Genomic DNA, 17,668 nt, shown 5'->3' on the forward strand with positions numbered 1-17,668 from the left:
CATGCTGAGGCCTCGTATAATTCCCTGCCTGTTGATGCAGGACGGCGGGTTAGTCAAAACAGTACGTTTTAAAGACCCAAAGTACGTAGGGGATCCAATCAATGCCGTAAAGATTTTCAACGAAAAAGAAGCGGATGAGCTGATCGTTCTTGATATTGACGCTACTGTTAATGGCCGTGCTCCCGATCACCGGAAGATCGCTAATCTGGCAGCAGAGTGCAGAATGCCGCTTTGCTACGGTGGTGGTATCCATACTCCAGAGCAGGCGCGCGCTATTATCGCGTTGGGTGTCGAGAAAGTGGCCATCAGTGCGGCGGCTATTGAAGATACGAGCCTGGTTACTCGCATCGCCGAAGAGATCGGAAGTCAAAGTGTCGTGGTGGTCCTTGATCACAAGCAGCGTATGTTGAGCAAGCAACACGATGTCTGGACACACAATGGCACACGGAACTCCAAGCGGAGCGTCCTTGATGTGGCCAGAGAAATGGAGGCAGCTGGAGCGGGGGAGATTGTAATAAACTCCATCGATCTTGATGGTCGGATGAAGGGTTATGACGTTACGCTTGCTACCCAGCTGAGAAGTCATGTAAATATCCCTGTCACCATTCTGGGCGGATGTGGATCCTTGCAAGACATGCATAATCTCGTTGCTGCCTGTGGGGTTGTCGGGGTCGCGGCTGGTAGTTTTTTTGTGTTTAAAGGGAGCTACCGAGCTGTATTGATCAGTTATCCGAGCGCAAGGCAAAAAGACGAAATGATTTTTTCAGCCCTTGATCAACGGTAGTGCTGGGATCGTCTGCATTCAATTCGGGAATAATTATGTTTAGCGGAAAGAAACTTCTCATCTCTGGCGGTACCGGTTCCTTTGGCAACGCGGTGCTCAAGCGCTTCCTCGATACGGATATCGCTGAAATCCGCATTTTCAGCCGTGATGAGAAGAAGCAGGATGACATGCGTAAGCGCTACGCTAATAGCAAATTAAAGTTCTATATCGGCGATGTGCGAGATTATCAAAGCATCCTTAATGCTACCCGTGGTGTCGATTATATATTCCATGCCGCAGCCCTGAAACAGGTGCCCTCGTGCGAATTTCATCCGATGGAAGCGGTCAAGACCAACGTGATTGGCACCGAGAACTTGCTGGAGGCCTCGATCCAGAACGAGGTGCGCCGCGTTGTTTGCCTCAGTACCGACAAAGCGGTCTATCCGATCAATGCGATGGGCATCTCCAAGGCCATGATGGAAAAGGTCATGGTTGCCAAGTCGCGAAACGTTGACGAAAGCAAAACAGTTATTTGCGGTACCCGCTATGGCAATGTAATGGCCTCGCGCGGCTCTGTCATCCCGTTGTTTGTCGATCAGATCAGGCAGGGGCAGGCGCTTTCGATTACCGATCCGAGTATGACCCGTTTCATGATGACGCTTGCCGATGCGGTCGACCTGGTGCTGTATGCCTTTGAACACGGTAACAACGGTGACCTGTTCGTCCAGAAGGCCCCGGCAGCGACTGTGCAAGTGTTGGCTAAGGCGTTGGCCGAATTGATAGGCCAACCGGATCACCCTATCCAGGTAATTGGTACTCGTCACGGCGAGAAACTATACGAAGCGCTACTGAGCCGTGAAGAAATGGCGTGCGCCGAAGACATGGGCAATTACTTCCGGATTCCACCTGATCTGCGCGATCTGAATTACAGCAAATTTGTCGAGCACGGTGAAGAAAAAATTTCTCATGCCGAAGACTATAATTCGCATAACACCGAACGCCTTGATATCGCAGGCATGCAAAAGCTGCTGTTAAAGCTGGACTTTATTCGTGCCATTCAGCGTGGTGAGTACGCCACGCCGGAGGAGTGATTGATGAAGGTCCTGATCACGGGTGTCAATGGTTTTATTGGCAAGAACCTGGAAAGTCATCTACGAGAGCGTCAGGATGTTGAAGTGCTGCGCTGCGTGCGTGATGACCTGTGCGGTCTGAGAGCTCAGGTGGCTGAGGCAGACTGTATTTTCCACTTCGCGGGGGTTAACCGTCCTCAGGATCCTGCCGAGTTTACGCGTGGTAATAGCGATTTTACCAAAGTGCTCTGTGATGCGCTCCGCGATTATGGAAAATGTATACCCGTAGTCTATAGCTCTTCGATACAAGCCGATCGTGATAACGCTTACGGTAATAGTAAGCGTACTGCCGAAGATACGTTGCAGGTACTCGCTTCTCAGCAGGCAATACAGTTGCACGTCTTGCGTTTGCCTAATGTGTTCGGTAAATGGGCGCGGCCAAACTACAATTCTGCAGTCGCTACCTTCTGTCACAATATCGCCCGAGATCTGCCGATTCAGATCAATGATAAACAGGCCCCTCTGGAGTTGGTCTACATTGACGATGTCGTACGTCATTGCCTGGCGATTCTCGATGGCGCAGTCATTGACGGAAATACCCAGGTTCAGCCTGTCTACTCGACGACGGTGGGGGCGCTTGCCGAGCAGTTGCTGGCCTTTCGCGATAGCCGTACCACGCTGGTGACTGAGCGCGTGGGTACAGGCCTCGTGCGCGCGCTGTATTCCACCTATCTGAGCTACTTGCCCGAGCAGTCCTTTACTTACGAAGTGCCCGCGCACAGTGACCCTCGCGGTGTGTTTGTGGAAATGTTGAAGACACCGGATTCGGGGCAGTTCTCCTATTTCACAGCGCATCCAGGGGTCACCCGAGGTGGCCACTATCATCACTCGAAAACCGAAAAATTTCTTGTGATCAAGGGGCATGCCAATTTCCGTTTCCGGAATATTATTTCCGGCGATTTTTATGAGTTGCAAACAACGGGTGAGAAACCCGTCATCGTCGAGACAGTTCCAGGATGGACGCATGACATCACGAACATTGGCGATGACGAAATGATCGTAATGTTGTGGGCCAATGAAATTTTTGACCGTGAACAACCGGATACGTACGCATTGCCTGTGTGTTCGTGACTTCGATTGATCAGGAGGTTGAGGTTGTATGAAAAAGCTGAAGGTTGTTACCGTCGTCGGGACCCGTCCTGAGATCATTCGTCTGTCCCGAGTGATGAGTGCACTGGATCAACATTGTGATCATGTTCTTGTTCATACCGGACAGAATTATGATTACGAATTGAACGAGATATTCTTCCAGGATTTGGGTATCCGTAAACCCGATCATTTCCTCAATGCTGCTGGCAGCAGCGGCTGCGAGACCATTGGTAATGTGATAATTGCGGTGGATCGAGTGTTGGCCGAGGTGAATCCCGAGGCTTTGTTGGTTTTAGGTGATACCAATAGCTGCATGGCTGTCATTCCTGCCAAACGCCGTAAAATTCCTACTTTCCACATGGAGGCGGGAAATCGCTGCTTCGATATGCGGGTACCGGAAGAAATCAATCGGCGTATCGTAGACCACACGGCCGATATCAACCTTACCTACAGCGCCATCGCCCGTGATTATCTTTTGCGCGAAGGTTTGCCGCCAGACCGCGTGATAAAGACTGGCAGCCCGATGTTCGAAGTGCTTGATCATTATCGTCAGGGGATCGATGCATCGGACGTATTGGCTCGCCTTGGCTTGGAGCCTGGTAAGTTTTTTGTTGTTAGCGCCCACCGTGAAGAAAATATCGATTCTGAGAAAAATTTCTTGAAGCTGGTTGAGGTGCTGAATACGGTTGCCCTGCAGTTTAATTTACCGGTCATTGTGTCGACTCACCCACGTACACAGAAGCGTGTTGACGCCATGGGCGTTACGTTCCACTCCAATGTTCGCTTGTTGAAGCCTCTGGGTTTTAAAGATTACAACAAGCTGCAACTTGGGGCCAAAGCAGTACTTTCGGACAGTGGCACGATCAGTGAGGAGGCTTCTATCCTGAACCTCCCAGCTCTGAACATTCGTGAGGCCCACGAGCGCCCCGAAGGCATGGAGGAAGGAGCTGTGATGATGGTCGGGCTCGAGGTGGAGCGGGTCCTACAGGGCTTGAACATTCTCGATAGCCAGGCGCGTGGGGATGAGCGGAGCCTGCGCCTGGTGGCTGACTACAGCATGCCAAATGTTTCGAGCAAAGTTGTTCGCATTCTTCATAGTTATACCGATTATGTGAACCGTACTGTATGGAAGCGTTACTGAACTGTGTGGTAGGCATGCCTGATAAGAAGCTGAGAGTGCTAGTCGTTACCCAGTATTTTTGGCCGGAGAATATGCGGATCAATGACTTGGTCCGCGACCTGAGGGAAAAAGGTCACGAGGTGACCGTACTGACCGGTTTGCCGAACTATCCGGAAGGCGATGTATTTGCCAGCTATCGGGCATCGCCTGGCGATTTTGCGTCCTACCACGGGGCCGATGTCGTCAGGGTCCCGATGTTGTCGCGTGGTAAACGCAGTCTTCGGTTGATCATAAACTACGCCTCGTTTTTCCTAAGTGCCTCCACGGTAGGCGCGTTCAAGTTGCGTGGTCGAAAGTTCGACGTCCTGTTCGTCTACGCCGTATCGCCGATCATGGCGGCAATACCTGCCATTGTGATCGGGCGGCTGAAGCAAGCCCCAGTATTTGTCTGGGTACTGGATCTGTGGCCTGAAACTCTCAGGGCGGTCGGTGTTCTCCGCAACCCGCGTTTGTTGTCACTGGTTGGACGAATGGTTTCATGGATCTATAACCGCACCGATTATTTGCTTTTGCAGTCCCATGGGTTTCTGGAGAACGTCAAGCAATACTGTACACGTCATATTGCTGATGAGCGTCTGGTGTACTTTCCCAGTTGGGCTGAGGACGATTTCTCTGTGTCAGGGACTGTTACTAGTAGTTTGCTGGAGTCAGATCCGTCGGTATTTACTGTGGTTTTTGCCGGTAACCTGGGGGAGGCTCAGGATTTCCCGGCAGTGCTGGATGCCGTCGAGGCGCTGCGCGGTGAAGCTTCGGTCCGCTGGGCCATCGTTGGTGATGGGCGCATGAGTGCCTGGCTGGCTGAGCAAGTGCAGGCACGTGGCTTGGACAACGTGAGATTGCTTGGCCGTCACCCTCTGGAGGCCATGCCTGCGCTGTTCGCCCAGGCCGATGCCTTGCTGGTCACATTGAAGACCAACGATGTATTCCAGAAGACTATCCCAGGCAAGGTTCAGGCATACCTGGCTTCCGGACGGCCGCTGCTGGGGATGATCAACGGTGAGGCAGCCCGGGTCATTCACGAGTCTGGTGCCGGCTTTGCCTGTGATTCCGGTGATGCCCAGGGGCTTGCCCGGATTGTCAGTGACCTTGCCGGCACTCCGAGTGCGCAGCGCAGGCAGATGGGCGAGGCCGGGCGAGAGTATTACCTGGAGCATTATTCCAAGCCTAAGTTGATGGCGCGCCTGGAAACTCTTTTTTGTGAAGCTACCCTACGCAAGGCAGGGAAATGATGTCGCATACCGTGTTGTTGACCGGGGCTTCCGGTTTTGTGGGCAACGCAATTCTTGAGTTGCTTCTCGCCGAGGGGCAGTCCGTGGTTGCGGCATTTCGTCAGGCCCCAATGCAACTGGACCCTCGCGTGGTGCCGGTCTGCATTGAGTCTCTGGACGGTGTTACCGACTGGCATGCTGCGCTTGCCGGTGTGGACGTCGTCATTCACTCTGCAGCTCGTGTTCACGTAATGAACGATACAGAGAGCGACCCTTTGGCAGCTTTCCGCAAGGTCAATGTCGAGGGGACGTTGAGGCTAGCACGGCAAGCTGCGGCAGCTGGGGTCAGGCGATTTGTCTTCGTAAGTTCTATCAAGGTTAATGGTGAGGGTACGCCCAAGGGCAACCCCTATACCGCTGATGACTTGCCAGCTCCTGTAGATGCCTATGGTGTTTCAAAAATGGAGGCGGAGGAGGGGTTGCGGGCTTTGGCTCGGGAAGTCGGGTTGGAGGTAGTGATTATCCGCCCGGTCTTGGTCTATGGGCCGGGGGTCAAAGCCAACTTCCTGGCCATGATGCGTTGGCTGGACAAAGGGGTGCCTCTGCCTTTCGGCGCGATCGATAACCGTCGCAGCTTGGTGGCGTTGGGTAATCTGGCCGATCTTGTGGTTACTTGCGTGGATCACCCTGCGGCTGCGAACCAGACGTTTTTGGTCAGTGACGCAGAGGATCTTTCGACCTCCGCGCTGCTTCGCCGCGTGGCCAAGGCACTGGGGCGACCTGCTCGACTGCTGCCTGTCCCCAGTCGTCTCCTGGAGGTGGGCGCGGTTGTGCTGGGCAAGCATTCCCTGTCGCAGCGCTTGTGTGGCTCACTTCAAGTCGATATTGAAAAAACGTGTTCGCTGCTGGGCTGGAAGCCGCCGCTTAGTGTTGAAGAAGCACTCGCTCTGACTGCTCGTGACTATCAGGAAAAAACAAAAAAATGACTTTAGGATGGCTGATTCCACTGGTCGCTGTGCTGTCTTTGGCGTTGACTGCTGTTTTACGACGCTACGCACTGGCTAAAAGTATCATTGATATTCCAAATGCGCGCAGTTCACATGTCGTTCCGACGCCACGAGGTGGCGGTGTTGCGATCGTGGTCGCCTTTCTTGTTGCGCTGGTAGTTTTGGCCGCGGGAGGCAACGCGCAGATGAGCGTGCTGGTTGCTTTGGGCGGGTCTGGTGCACTGATCGCAGTCATTGGATTCATGGATGACCACGGCCATATCGCTGCCCGTTGGCGATTGCTCGGGCATTTCCTGGCGGCGGTTTGGGCACTTGCCTGGTTGGGGGGCTTTCCAGCTGTCCATGTGTTTGGGGTGCAAGTCGATCTTGGCTGGCTCGGAGTGGGTATTGCTATCTTCTACTTGGTTTGGATATTGAACCTTTACAACTTCATGGACGGTATCGACGGCATCGCCAGTGTCGAGGCTATTTGTGCCTGCCTGGGGGCGTGCCTGCTTTACTGGCTCGCAGGGTTCGAGCAGTTGGTGATGTTGCCGTTGCTGTTGGCGATGGCGGTTGTCGGTTTCCTATACTGGAACTTCCCGCCTGCACGCATTTTCATGGGCGATGCGGGGAGCGGGTTTCTCGGGATTGTCCTGGGCGTGCTGTCGTTGCAGGCGGCTTGGACGTCCTCACAACTGTTTTGGTGCTGGCTGATTTTGCTTGGTGTATTCATCGTCGATGCCACTTATACACTTATTCGTCGCCTGTCACGAGGCGATAGGGTCTTTGAGGCGCATCGCAGTCATGCCTACCAGTTTGCCTCGCGGCTGTACGGTAAGCATCTCCCTGTCACACTGGCGGTGGGGGGGGTGAATCTTTTCTGGTTGTTTCCCATCGCCATGTGCGTCATCCTGCTGGACTTGGATGGTGCGCTGGGCGTGTTGATCGCTTATGTACCGCTGGTTGTGATAGCTGTCCGCTATCGAGCCGGTGCGCTGGAGTGAGACAGATTCACGTGGTGCCAGTGTGCAGCCCGTATCTGGTTACAGCTGTAGGTAATTATGGGAGCAGCAAAGGTGTTCGAGGGGGTTATGGATAGGTTGCGGGCATTTCTAGTGGGCTTGCCACGTCGTCAAAAGCGCCTGTTGCAGGTGTCGACTGACGTCGTATTGGTCTGGGTTGCGTTGTGGCTGGCGTTTGTTGTGCGTCTAGGTATCGACGAAATGGCCAACCCCATCAAGGACCACTTCTGGCTGTTCACCAGTGCGCCAATCGTCGCTGTCCCTTTGTTTATCCGTTTTGGCATGTACCGCGCGGTCATGCGTTATTTCGGGAATGATGCCCTCATTGCCATCATCAAGGCTGTCAGCCTTTCCTCACTGATCCTGGGTGTTGTCGTCTATTGGTACAGCAATCACCAGAATGTGGTGCCGCGCTCGATCATTTTCAACTACTGGTGGTTGAGCCTGGTGATGGTAGGTGGTTTGCGGCTGGCTATGCGGCAATACTTTCTGGGGGACTGGTTCACTGCGGCGCAGCATGTACCATTCACCAGTCGTGATGATGGCCTGCCCAAAGTGGCGATTTATGGCGCTGGTGCGGCGGGCAACCAGTTAGTAGCCGCATTGCGCCTTGGCAAGGTAATGCGCCCAGTGGCTTTCATAGATGACGACGGTAGCATTGCGGATCGCGTGATTTCAGGGTTGCAGGTTTACAAACCACGTCATTTACAGCGAATGATCGATCACACTGGGGCGCAGGAAATTCTCCTGGCCATTCCCTCGGCAACACGGGGGCGGCGTCGGGAAATTCTCGGATTTCTCGAGGGTTTTCCCTTGCATGTTCGTAGCATCCCAGGGTTCATGGATCTTGCCAGCGGTCGGGTAAAGCTTGACGACATCCAGGAGGTCGACATCGCCGACTTGCTGGGGCGCGATGCGGTCCCTGCACAGGCTGACCTGTTGGAACGTTGTATTGCTGGTCAGTCGGTCATGGTGACTGGAGCCGGCGGTTCGATAGGATCAGAGTTGTGCAGACAGATTATTGGCCTGAAACCTCGTGTGTTGTTGTTGTTCGAACACAGCGAATTCAACCTCTATAGTATTCTCTCCGAGCTGGAGCAACGCATCGCAAGAGAGTCGCTGGCGATCAAGCTGCTGCCATTTCTCGGTTCGGTGCGCAATCAGGCTCAGATGCTTGACATCATGAAAGCCTGGCGTGTCGACACGGTGTATCACGCCGCGGCCTACAAGCATGTACCAATGGTCGAGCACAACATCGCTGAAGGCGTGCTGAACAATGTCATTGGCACCTTGAATACTGCGCAGGCTGCTTTGCAGGCCGGAGTTTCGAACTTCGTGCTCATCTCCACCGACAAGGCTGTACGCCCGACCAATGTCATGGGGAGTACCAAGCGCTTGGCGGAAATGACGCTACAGGCGCTTAGCCGTGAGTTGGCTCCGGTGTTGTTTGGCGATACCGCTAATGTATCGCACGTCAACAAGACCCGTTTCACGATGGTTCGCTTCGGCAATGTACTGGGCTCTTCTGGGTCGGTTATTCCGCTATTTCACAAGCAGATCAAAGCAGGTGGCCCATTGACGGTCACCCATCCGAAGATTACTCGCTATTTCATGACCATTCCGGAAGCTGCACAGCTGGTCATTCAGGCCGGCTCCATGGGGCAGGGTGGGGACGTCTTTGTGTTGGATATGGGGGAGCCGGTACGGATCGTCGAACTCGCGGAAAAGATGATCCATCTGTCCGGCTTCAGCACGCGCTCTGAGCGCAACCCTCATGGTGATATTGCCATTGAGTTTACGGGGCTGCGTCCCGGGGAAAAACTCTACGAGGAGTTGCTGATCGGTGACAACGTTGTGGCCACGCGCCATCCAATGATCATGAGTGCTCATGAGGACTATCTGTCCTGGGATGTCTTGAAAGAGCGGCTCGACGAGTTGCAGAGTGCGGTCAAGGGCGATGACTATGCCCACGTTCGGCAGCTGTTGCGTGAAACGGTCAGTGGCTATACCCCGGATGGAGAGATTGTTGACTGGATCTATCAGCAACGGCGACTGGACCCCTGACTTGAAAATTCCCGGCATTTGCCGGGAATTTTTTGCTTGGGTGTCAGTTGGAGGATTGGCTCAAGCGCCAGCGACGCCGGCGAACGAGCTCAAGCAAAAGTACGGCAACTGTCTTGTGGTGTCGCTCGGTACAGTAGGCGAGGGCAAATGCCAGAAGGTTGGCCAGCAATATGGATGATAGGAATCCGATCGTGGTGCTACCGAGCGCTTGTTGGATCCAGTAAAGGACAGTGTAATGGGTCATGAACAGGGTGAAGCTGAAACCTGCCAGCGCTGCGTAGCGCTGCTTCTTTACCTGGCTTACGGCTTTTTCATCGCTATTTAGCCTGGCTGCCAGCAGAACCAACCCGAGCGTCATCAGCAGGCCGGCGACCAAGTGGTAGCTGTTCTTGGTATATAGGTAAATGGCGACGGCGCCGCTCAACGCGGGCCAGCTCAAGCGTGCGATTTCCGTGCGCTGGGTCAGGCGGTCGAACCAGAAGGCCCCTAGAGCACCGGCAAACCATATCACCTCAAGGTGCCCGGCCTCACCCTGAGCATTGACCGTGAAGGTGTATTTGGCGCCCATCCAGATGCATATCAGGCAAAGGAACCAGCGCTTGCGGAAGAACACCAGGCCGCCGAACAGTATATAAATCCACCACTCGAACATTAGGCTCCAAATGGGCCGCAAAGTACCAAGGGGCATTGAAGGTATCAAACCCAGGTTGTATATGAAGTTCTTCGCTCTGACGTAGGTCAGCAGTGCAGCCTCAGGATAGGCGCAGGAGAACAGAAGGTCTGCCACCAGTACAAACAGCAAGGATGGGATCAGTGTCGTGTAGATGCGCGCAAAACGATCTACAAAATAGTGTGTGGCATCGCCTCCTTTGTATTTGAAGTTCGTCATGACACTACGGCAGATCAGAAAGCCGGAGACGAAGAAAAATCCGACCACGGCAATCTGCTGCAGGTACGGAATATGCTTTGGGAAGAAACCGCCCCAGTAGCTGTAGAACATTCCGATGCCGTGCCCGATCAGGACAACTTGAGCGAGACCAAATCTCAAAAAGTCGAAAAACGTTACACATTTCTCGCTCAGGGGTCTCATTGTTTGGTGGGCTCCAAGCAGCACGAGGTGGACTCCGTCAGGCATAGATAGATTAGATTTGGGGGAAGGGACAGGACCACGCCTTGCCATTCAAAAGGTTAATTGCAGTCAGCCTCCCGTCGGCAAAGGAGCATCCGGTGTCAATGTAGATCACGTTACCCAGTTGCAGGACATCAGGGGTAGTCGAATGTCCGACATACAAACGATCCACGCCCCTTACGGGTTGCTCGTCATGTGAACTGATCCGGTCTCTGGCATACAGTGCTTGGGTCAGGGCCGCGCGCTGGATCTCGTGATCGGGGGAGTTCAGCGATGCGACGGCATCGAGCCAACTCAGGTCGTCTTTCCAGCACGGAGATTCGGCATGGATAATCCCGACGTTTTCTCCCGAAGGCAGAGAAACCTGCATGGCAATGGGCAGCTCAAACAGCCGTTCGGCAATTTGCTGCTGTTCCAGCGACGTAAGCTCATAGAACCACGCTCCGCCGTTGCGTGCGTGACGTGGAGGGTCCCCCACGCCAGCCACGTAATCGAGCACCATCTGCTCGTGATTGCCCCTGACCGAGTGGAACCACGGTTTGTCCAGCCATGTCATGACGTCATGTGACCGAGGTCCACGATCTATTACATCGCCAGTAACAAATAGGCGGTCTGCCGCGGGCTGGAAGTGAATCTGCGTCAGCAGCTCCTCCAGCAACTCGAAATGCCCGTGGACGTCACCAACGACGAAATCCCGCCCTTTGGTATTGGCCGCAAAGGAGCGAAAGAACGTACTGTAATTTGGTGTATACAAGTCGGTACTCTGAGGGGCGCCTGGTCCAATGGCGTTGGCGTGGCGCACAATTTTACCAGTATCCAAGTGTCGCAGGAAGGTGTCGTGGGCGGTGCGACAACTCGTTGAATTATTTGGAAAGCAATTCTAGCCTGTCCCAGTTTGCTAGTCGAAATTCTGGCGTCTAGCGTTGAGAAGCAGCTAAGGAAAAGCTGCTTCTCGAACCCAAGAATCCATGGAGAAACTTCTATGCGCCACAATATTTTCACCGCCTTGCTGACTGCTATCGCTGCTTCTTTCACCCTGGGTGCCGGTGCTGTACAAAACACGCCGATGGTGGCCGAACTGCCGTCGGCAGCGGTCACCGCGGAGCAGGGTGTTGGCAAACTCAATATCAACACCGCCGATGCCTCGACCTTGCAGCGTGAGTTATCAGGGGTCGGCCAATCCAAGTCCGAAGCCATTGTCACCTATCGCAACAATAATGGGGATTTCGCCACGGTAGAGGAGTTGCTTGAGGTCGAAGGCATCGGAAAGGCTATTTTGGAGCGTAATCGTGACAAGTTAACGGTCAATTGAGACTGGTTGGGGCAGGTGTGCAAGTCTGCCCCACGAATGAGCGGACTTAACGGTCCTTCGCTTCTTTGGCATCCATTTCGGCATTTCGCTCATGAATCTTTTTGAGTTGCTCCTCCGTCAACGGCAACTTCTTCGCCGTATCCCGCAGCATCATCAACCCGCCGACAATCGACCCGAGAGCAACCAGCAGTATCAACCAGGCATACCAAGGCATCGAGATTCTCCAGAAAGCCTACAGAGCACCGCTTACATGGCATTCGAGCCATTGCCGCAGCCGTTGGTTCAATTATAGGAGCCGCCCGCGGCCGGGCCAAATCTCATGACCCGCGGCCCCCAAACCCCACGCCACTTCGTTTACAATGCGCGCCGTTTACGACTTGCCAAGAGACCCTGCCCATGTCCGCCTGCCAGACGCCCCTGATCGTCGCCCTGGATTTCCCCACCCGTGACGCCGCACTGAAGCTGGCCGACCAGCTCGACCCTGCCCTGTGCCGGGTCAAGGTGGGCAAGGAACTGTTTACCAGCAGCGCCTCAGGGATAGTCGAAACCCTGTGCAGCAAGGGCTTCGAAGTATTCCTCGACCTGAAATTCCACGACATCCCCAACACCACCGCCATGGCGGTCAAGGCCGCGGCTGAGATGGGTGTATGGATGGTCAATGTGCACTGCTCCGGTGGCCTGCGCATGATGTCGGCCTGCCGCGAGGAGCTGGACAAGCGCAGCGGCCCGCAGCCGCTGCTGATCGGCGTGACCGTGCTGACCAGCATGGAGCGTGAGGACCTGGCCGGCATTGGCCTGGATGTCGATCCGCAGGAGCAGGTGCTGCGCCTGGCGGCGCTCGCGCAAAAAGCCGGCATGGACGGCCTGGTGTGCTCGGCACTGGAAGCGCCGGCACTGAAGGCGGCGCATCCGTCGCTGCAATTGGTGACCCCGGGGATTCGCCCGGCGGGCAGTGCCCAGGATGACCAGCGCCGGATTCTGACCCCGCGTCAGGCACTGGACGCCGGCTCCGATTACCTGGTGATCGGGCGTCCGATCAGCCAGGCGGCGGATCCTGCCAAGGCGTTGGCTGCCGTTGTGGCTGAAATCCGCGGTTGAATCAGGGATCGTGGGAGCGGGCTTGCCCCGCTCCCACAAGGCGCCTGGCTGCTGATATCAGACCTTCAACACCAGCTTGCCGAAATTCTCCCCGCTGAACAGCTTGAGCAGCGTCTCGGGGAAGGTCTCCAGGCCCTCCACCACATCTTCCTTGCTCTTCACCTTGCCGCTGGCCAGCCAGCCGGCCATTTCCTGCGCGGCCTTGCCGTACTCCTTGACGTAGTCCATCACCACGAAGCCTTCCATGCGCGCACGGTTGACCAGCAGCGACAAGTAGTTGGCCGGGCCCTTGACCGCTTCCTTGTTGTTGTACTGGCTGATGGCGCCGCAGATCACCACCCGGGCCTTGAAGTTCAGGCGCGACAGCACGGCATCGAGGATGTCGCCGCCGACGTTGTCGAAGTACACATCCACGCCATTGGGGCATTCGCGCTTGAGACCGGCCAGCACGTCCTCGGCCTTGTAGTCGATGACGCCGTCGAAGCCCAGTTCGTCCAGCAGGTACTGGCACTTCTGCGCGCCCCCGGCGATGCCCACCACGCGGCAGCCCTTGAGCTTGGCGATCTGCCCGGCAATGCTGCCGACCGCGCCGGCGGCACCGGAGATCACCACGGTCTCGCCGGCCTTGGGCTGGCCGACATCGAGCAGGGCGAAGTAGGCGGTCATGCCGGTCATGCCCAGGGCGGACAGGTAGCGGGGCAGGGGCGCCAGGCGCGGGTCGATCTTGTGCAGGCCCTGGGGTTCGCCGGTGAAGTAATCCTGCACGCCAATGGCACCGCTGACATGGTCGCCGGGCTTGTAGTCCGGATGCTTGGAGCTGACCACCTCGCCGACGCCGAGGGCGCGCATGACCTGGCCCAGGCCCACGGGCGGGATGTACGACTTGCCTTCGTTCATCCAGCCACGCATGGCCGGGTCCAGCGACAGGTAGAGGTTCTTCACCAGCACCTGGCCTTCGCCCGGCTCGCTGGCGGGCCCCTGCTCATAGGTGAAATCGTCACGGCGCACGGCGCCGACCGGGCGCTTGGTCAGCAGGAAACGGCGGTTGGTGTGGGGCATGGCGAGTTCTCCTGAACGAGTGTGAGGGGCTGATGATCGGCGGGTTGAATGGGCCGCGTCACGCAAGATCACCGCGAACGATAGTAGTCCAACCGTGCCCTTGATGATGCTGCCCAGCCCGGCGGTGCCCTGACTAGACTCAGCCACGACTTCCCATCCTTTTGCAGGAGCCAGTGATGAGCATGACTTTCTCCGGCCAGGTTGCCCTGGTCACCGGTGGCGCGGCGGGCATCGGCCGGGCGACGGCCCAGGCATTCGCCGCCGAGGGGCTCAAGGTGGTGGTGGCCGACCGTGACGCGACCGGCGGTGAAGCCACCGTGGCGCTGATTCGCCAGGCTGGCGGCGAGGCGCTGTTCGTCGCCTGCGATGTCACCCGTGACGACGATGTGCGTCAGTTGCATGAGCAGGTCATCACGGTTTATGGCCGGCTCGACTATGCCTTTAACAACGCCGGTATCGAGATCGAGAAGGGGCGCCTGGCGGAGGGCAGCGAGGCGGAGTTCGATGCGATCATGGGGGTCAACGTCAAGGGTGTGTGGCTGTGCATGAAGTATCAGCTACCGCTGTTGCTGGCACAGGGCGGTGGGGCCATCGTCAACACCGCCTCGGTGGCTGGGCTGTCGGCGGCGCCGAAGATGAGCATCTACGCGGCGTCCAAGCATGCGGTGATCGGCCTGACCAAATCGGCGGCCATCGAGTATGCGAAGAAGGGCATCCGGGTCAACGCGGTGTGCCCGGCGGTGATCGACACCGATATGTTCCGCCGCGCCTACGAGGCCGATCCGCGCAAGGCCGAGTTTGCCGCGGCGATGCACCCGGTCGGGCGCATCGGCAAGGTCGAGGAGATCGCCAGCGCGGTGCTGTACCTGTGCAGCGATGGCGCGGCGTTCACGACCGGGCACAGTCTGACTGTCGATGGCGGCGCGTTGGCGATTTGACTGAGGTTGTCCACAGGGTCAGTGCCACGGCTGCGCAGCCGAGCAGCAACACGCCGCCGAAGGCGATCAGCGCCAGTCGCGAGCCGAGCCGGTCGCTGAGCAATCCGGTAAAAATCACCGGCAGGCTGAATCCCAGGTAGGCGAGCAGGAAGAACCCGGCACTGGCCCGGGTCTTCTCGCTCCCGGCCCGCTCATTCACCGCCGCCAAGCCACCCAGGTAGATGAAGCCATAGCAGGCGCTGCTCGCGGCCACGGCGCCCAGCAGCACACCCAGCAGATTGCCGCTGTCGGCCCCCCAGGCCAGCAGCGCGTAGCTGCACGGCAGGATCAGCAGCCCCAGCAAGGTCGCCTGGGCACTGGCCAGGCGCCGGGCCAGCGGCTGGAACAACAAGCCGCAACTGATCACGCAGAAGGTCGAGAACCCCGACCAGGCACTCAGCCCGTGCTGGCGCAGGATCCCCGGCAGCAGGGCGATCACCAACCCGACACAGGCCCAGGCCAGCAGGATCGCCAAACCATAGGCCAGGCTGCCGGCGGGGTAGCAGGGCAGGCGCAGCATGGCGCCGCACTGCGCCGGACGAGGGTCGGGAAGACGCCAGACCAGCAGCAAGGCGAGGGCGGCCAATGCCAGTTGCAGGTGGAAACTGCCGGGGGTGAGGGTCGGGCCGCGCAGCAGGAACAGGCTGGTCAGTGCCGCGCCCAGGCCGAAACCGAGCGACGTGCTGGCGGTGACCCAGGTGGCGGCCCGGCTATCGGCGTCCGGCGCCATCAGTTCGCTCATGTAGGCGGTGGCGGTGGCCGAGGCAAGGCCTGTGCCCAGCCCCAGGAACAGGCGCGCCAGGCCCAGCATCTGCAGGCTCGGTGCCAGCAGCATGAGCAGCGTGGCGACCATCGACAGGGCTAGCGCGACCAGGATCAGCGGGCGTCGGCCCACCCGGTCAGCCAAGCCGCCGAGGGCCAACAGCACCGGCAGCACGCCGAGCACATAGCCGGAGAAGGCCACGGCGGTCGCCGCCGCGCCTTGCCCGGACAGGTCGGCGTAGGTGATGTAAAGCGGGGCCTGCAGGTTCACCGCGAGGGTGATCAGGCACAGGGCGAAGGCCAGCAGGACTGGGGCATGGCGAGTGGACATCGGTACGGATCCGCAAGGCAGTGACAGTGACTGGCAGCATCGGCCTTGGCAGTGGTGCTCGCCAAGGCACACTCGCGGAGCATTTATGCTTAACTGTTTGCCTGAAAACAGCGAACACTTGCCATGCATTTTCATCTTGATCGTGATCTTCCCATCCCCTTGGTCCAGCAACTGACCGAGCACCTGCAGGCCTGGATCGAACAGCAGCGCCTGCGCCCCGGTGCGCGCTTGCCGTCGATCCGCGCGCTGGCCAAGGCCCAGGCGGTAAGCGCCTCCTGCGTAATCGAGGCCTACGACCGCCTGGCGGCCAACGGCTGGCTGCAGGCGCGGCATGGCGCGGGCTTCTTTGTCGCCGAGCGCAAACCGGGCCTGCGGCCCGACCCTGGGGAGTCCTGGGGTGAGGCGATCAACGGCAGTTGGCGTCAGTTTCGCGAAGGCCATGAACAATTGCTCAAGCTCGGCTGCGGCTGGCTGCCGGTGGCCTGGCGCGCCGAAGCCGAGCTGGCCCAGGCCATCCGCCAGGTCAGCCGCGGCGCGCCCGAGGCGCTATTCGACTACTGCCCGCCCCAGGGCCTGGCCAGCCTGCGTCTGCAACTGCACAAGGGGCTGGCGCGGCTGGATATCGCCGCCGAGCCGGAGCGGATCGTCACCACCCAGGGCGCCAGCCATGCCCTGGACCTGCTGGTGCGAACCTTGCTGAATCCGGGAGATACAGTGCTGGTGGAGCGCCCCGGCTATTACAATCTGTACAACTTGCTGCGCCTGCACGGTGTGCACATGCTCGAGGTGCCGCGCACCGCCACTGGCCCGGACCTGGTGGTGCTCGAGCAGTTGCTGGCCGAGCACCTGCCCCGGTGCCTGTTCATCAACAGCCTGTACCAGAACCCGACTGGCACCTGCCTGACGCCCAAGGTGGCCTACCGCTTGCTGGAACTGGCCCGTGAGCATGACCTGCGGATCGTCGAGGACGATCTGTATGCGGACTTCCAGGACGGCCCGGCCACGCGCCTGGCGACCCTCGACAGCGAGCAGCGGGTGATCTACATCGGCAGTTTCTCCAAGACCCTCAGCAGTTCGTTGCGGGTCGGCTACCTGGTGGCCGACCCGCCGTTGATCGCGCGCCTGGCCGAACTGAAGATGGTGGCTGGCATTGGCACCTCGCGCTTCGCCGAACAGGTGGTCGGGCAGATGCTGGCCAATGGCGGCTACCGCAAGAGCGTGCAGCGTCTGCGATTGCGCTTGGGTCAGCACCGGGCCACGACCCTGGGGCAGCTGGAGGCCTGCGGCTGGGAGGTGTTTTGCGAGCCGGTAGGCGGCATGTTCGTATGGGCCCGGGTGCCTGGGCGCGACTTTGCCGAGCTGGAGCGATTGGCGCTGGAGCATGCGGTGCTGCTCACCCCGGGCAGCGCCTTCGATCCGCAGGGGCGGGCCAGCGACTGGCTGCGGATCAATGTCGCCTATGGACAGGATTCCCGGGCCCAGGCGTTCTTCCGGCATGCGGGGCGACCTCCGGCAGTCTGAAAGCGACACGCTCATAGCTAAATGACACCATTCA

The 17,668-nt window shown here is 57.9% G+C and carries 17 protein-coding genes; 12 read left to right on the forward strand and 5 right to left on the reverse strand.

The genetic code is table 11. The annotated features are described in order from the left end of the window. The first annotated feature begins 1 nt into the window (after position 1). The 8 genes from CC207_RS07750 to CC207_RS07785 are packed head-to-tail and all read left to right on the forward strand — an operon-like array spanning position 2 to position 9,445. Positions 2–784, forward strand: coding sequence for an AglZ/HisF2 family acetamidino modification protein (locus tag CC207_RS07750; RefSeq protein ID WP_088851836.1), 783 nt, complete (start codon positions 2–4; stop codon positions 782–784). 35 nt (positions 785–819) lie between these two features. Next, the gene (locus tag CC207_RS07755; RefSeq protein WP_088851837.1) at positions 820–1,854 is read left to right on the forward strand and encodes a polysaccharide biosynthesis protein; all 1,035 of its coding nucleotides are present in this window, start codon (positions 820–822) and stop codon (positions 1,852–1,854) included. A gap of 3 nt (positions 1,855–1,857) precedes the next feature. Then, positions 1,858–2,964: an NAD-dependent epimerase/dehydratase family protein gene (locus tag CC207_RS07760; RefSeq protein ID WP_088851838.1), complete on the forward strand. Its 1,107-nt coding sequence runs from the start codon at positions 1,858–1,860 to the stop codon at positions 2,962–2,964. 28 nt (positions 2,965–2,992) lie between these two features. Then, complete coding sequence (gene wecB / locus CC207_RS07765) at positions 2,993–4,123, forward strand: non-hydrolyzing UDP-N-acetylglucosamine 2-epimerase (RefSeq protein WP_088851839.1); 1,131 nt, start codon at positions 2,993–2,995, stop codon at positions 4,121–4,123. A 14-nt stretch (positions 4,124–4,137) separates the two neighbouring features. Continuing rightward, the gene (locus CC207_RS07770) at positions 4,138–5,391 is read left to right on the forward strand and encodes a glycosyltransferase family 4 protein (RefSeq protein ID WP_088851840.1); all 1,254 of its coding nucleotides are present in this window, start codon (positions 4,138–4,140) and stop codon (positions 5,389–5,391) included. Then, on the forward strand, positions 5,391–6,356 hold the full coding sequence (locus CC207_RS07775) for an SDR family oxidoreductase (RefSeq protein ID WP_088851876.1): 966 nt from the start codon (positions 5,391–5,393) through the stop codon (positions 6,354–6,356). The genes CC207_RS07770 and CC207_RS07775 overlap by 1 nt, the downstream gene beginning before the upstream one ends. After that, positions 6,353–7,363: a glycosyltransferase family 4 protein gene (locus CC207_RS07780; protein ID WP_088851841.1), complete on the forward strand. Its 1,011-nt coding sequence runs from the start codon at positions 6,353–6,355 to the stop codon at positions 7,361–7,363. The genes CC207_RS07775 and CC207_RS07780 overlap by 4 nt, the downstream gene beginning before the upstream one ends. A gap of 57 nt (positions 7,364–7,420) precedes the next feature. Next, on the forward strand, positions 7,421–9,445 hold the full coding sequence (locus CC207_RS07785; protein ID WP_236179181.1) for a nucleoside-diphosphate sugar epimerase/dehydratase: 2,025 nt from the start codon (positions 7,421–7,423) through the stop codon (positions 9,443–9,445). 43 nt (positions 9,446–9,488) lie between these two features. Here CC207_RS07785 and CC207_RS07790 read toward each other — a convergent pair whose 3' ends face one another. Together CC207_RS07790 and CC207_RS07795 are read right to left on the reverse strand one after the other, a co-directional pair. Beyond that, the gene (locus CC207_RS07790) at positions 9,489–10,535 is read right to left on the reverse strand and encodes an acyltransferase (protein ID WP_143496097.1); all 1,047 of its coding nucleotides are present in this window, start codon (positions 10,533–10,535) and stop codon (positions 9,489–9,491) included. Between the two features lie 52 nt (positions 10,536–10,587). Further along, positions 10,588–11,328 (reverse strand): metallophosphoesterase, encoded by a 741-nt coding sequence (locus CC207_RS07795; protein WP_088851877.1) that lies wholly within the window; start codon positions 11,326–11,328, stop codon positions 10,588–10,590. A gap of 228 nt (positions 11,329–11,556) precedes the next feature. Here CC207_RS07795 and CC207_RS07800 point away from each other — a divergent pair, with 228 nt between their 5' ends. Beyond that, on the forward strand, positions 11,557–11,886 hold the full coding sequence (locus tag CC207_RS07800) for a ComEA family DNA-binding protein (RefSeq protein WP_088851844.1): 330 nt from the start codon (positions 11,557–11,559) through the stop codon (positions 11,884–11,886). Positions 11,887–11,932: 46 nt separating this feature from the next. On the opposite strand, the gene CC207_RS07805 is transcribed toward CC207_RS07800, so the two are convergent. After that, a complete protein-coding gene (locus CC207_RS07805) occupies positions 11,933–12,100 on the reverse strand; it encodes a DUF2897 family protein (protein ID WP_088851845.1) in 168 nt (55 codons plus the stop codon). Positions 12,101–12,282: 182 nt separating this feature from the next. On the opposite strand from CC207_RS07805, the gene pyrF reads away from it, so the two are divergent. Continuing rightward, positions 12,283–12,984 carry an orotidine-5'-phosphate decarboxylase gene (gene pyrF / locus CC207_RS07810; protein ID WP_028691781.1) on the forward strand — a complete coding sequence of 234 codons (702 nt, stop codon included), beginning with the start codon at positions 12,283–12,285 and terminating at the stop codon, positions 12,982–12,984. A 57-nt stretch (positions 12,985–13,041) separates the two neighbouring features. On the opposite strand, the gene CC207_RS07815 is transcribed toward pyrF, so the two are convergent. Further along, positions 13,042–14,043 (reverse strand): NADP-dependent oxidoreductase, encoded by a 1,002-nt coding sequence (locus CC207_RS07815; protein WP_088851846.1) that lies wholly within the window; start codon positions 14,041–14,043, stop codon positions 13,042–13,044. 176 nt (positions 14,044–14,219) lie between these two features. On the opposite strand from CC207_RS07815, the gene CC207_RS07820 reads away from it, so the two are divergent. Then, positions 14,220–14,981: an SDR family oxidoreductase gene (locus CC207_RS07820; protein ID WP_028691779.1), complete on the forward strand. Its 762-nt coding sequence runs from the start codon at positions 14,220–14,222 to the stop codon at positions 14,979–14,981. Here CC207_RS07820 and CC207_RS07825 read toward each other — a convergent pair. Beyond that, positions 14,932–16,113: an MFS transporter gene (locus CC207_RS07825; RefSeq protein WP_088851847.1), complete on the reverse strand. Its 1,182-nt coding sequence runs from the start codon at positions 16,111–16,113 to the stop codon at positions 14,932–14,934. The genes CC207_RS07820 and CC207_RS07825 overlap by 50 nt on opposite strands. 123 nt (positions 16,114–16,236) lie before the next feature. Between CC207_RS07825 and CC207_RS07830 the strand changes: the two genes are divergently transcribed. After that, positions 16,237–17,634 carry a PLP-dependent aminotransferase family protein gene (locus CC207_RS07830; protein ID WP_088851848.1) on the forward strand — a complete coding sequence of 466 codons (1,398 nt, stop codon included), beginning with the start codon at positions 16,237–16,239 and terminating at the stop codon, positions 17,632–17,634. The last annotated feature ends 34 nt before the right edge of the window (positions 17,635–17,668 follow it).

It is taken from the genome of Pseudomonas sp. DrBHI1 (assembly GCF_002205115.1).
Lineage (GTDB): Bacteria > Pseudomonadota > Gammaproteobacteria > Pseudomonadales > Pseudomonadaceae > Aquipseudomonas > Aquipseudomonas mosselii.

Coding starts and splice junctions, on each gene's coding strand:
- CC207_RS07790 (WP_143496097.1), bottom strand. CDS start 10,535: ATGAGACCCCTGAGCGAGAAATGTGTAACGTTTTTCGACTTTTTGAGA.
- CC207_RS07805 (WP_088851845.1), bottom strand. CDS start 12,100: ATGCCTTGGTATGCCTGGTTGATACTGCTGGTTGCTCTCGGGTCGATT.
- CC207_RS07785 (WP_236179181.1), top strand. CDS start 7,421: ATGGGAGCAGCAAAGGTGTTCGAGGGGGTTATGGATAGGTTGCGGGCA.
- CC207_RS07760 (WP_088851838.1), top strand. CDS start 1,858: ATGAAGGTCCTGATCACGGGTGTCAATGGTTTTATTGGCAAGAACCTG.
- CC207_RS07825 (WP_088851847.1), bottom strand. CDS start 16,113: ATGTCCACTCGCCATGCCCCAGTCCTGCTGGCCTTCGCCCTGTGCCTG.
- CC207_RS07775 (WP_088851876.1), top strand. CDS start 5,391: ATGTCGCATACCGTGTTGTTGACCGGGGCTTCCGGTTTTGTGGGCAAC.
- pyrF (WP_028691781.1), top strand. CDS start 12,283: ATGTCCGCCTGCCAGACGCCCCTGATCGTCGCCCTGGATTTCCCCACC.
- CC207_RS07780 (WP_088851841.1), top strand. CDS start 6,353: ATGACTTTAGGATGGCTGATTCCACTGGTCGCTGTGCTGTCTTTGGCG.
- CC207_RS07755 (WP_088851837.1), top strand. CDS start 820: ATGTTTAGCGGAAAGAAACTTCTCATCTCTGGCGGTACCGGTTCCTTT.
- CC207_RS07770 (WP_088851840.1), top strand. CDS start 4,138: ATGCCTGATAAGAAGCTGAGAGTGCTAGTCGTTACCCAGTATTTTTGG.
- wecB (WP_088851839.1), top strand. CDS start 2,993: ATGAAAAAGCTGAAGGTTGTTACCGTCGTCGGGACCCGTCCTGAGATC.
- CC207_RS07750 (WP_088851836.1), top strand. CDS start 2: ATGCTGAGGCCTCGTATAATTCCCTGCCTGTTGATGCAGGACGGCGGG.
- CC207_RS07815 (WP_088851846.1), bottom strand. CDS start 14,043: ATGCCCCACACCAACCGCCGTTTCCTGCTGACCAAGCGCCCGGTCGGC.
- CC207_RS07830 (WP_088851848.1), top strand. CDS start 16,237: ATGCATTTTCATCTTGATCGTGATCTTCCCATCCCCTTGGTCCAGCAA.
- CC207_RS07800 (WP_088851844.1), top strand. CDS start 11,557: ATGCGCCACAATATTTTCACCGCCTTGCTGACTGCTATCGCTGCTTCT.
- CC207_RS07820 (WP_028691779.1), top strand. CDS start 14,220: ATGAGCATGACTTTCTCCGGCCAGGTTGCCCTGGTCACCGGTGGCGCG.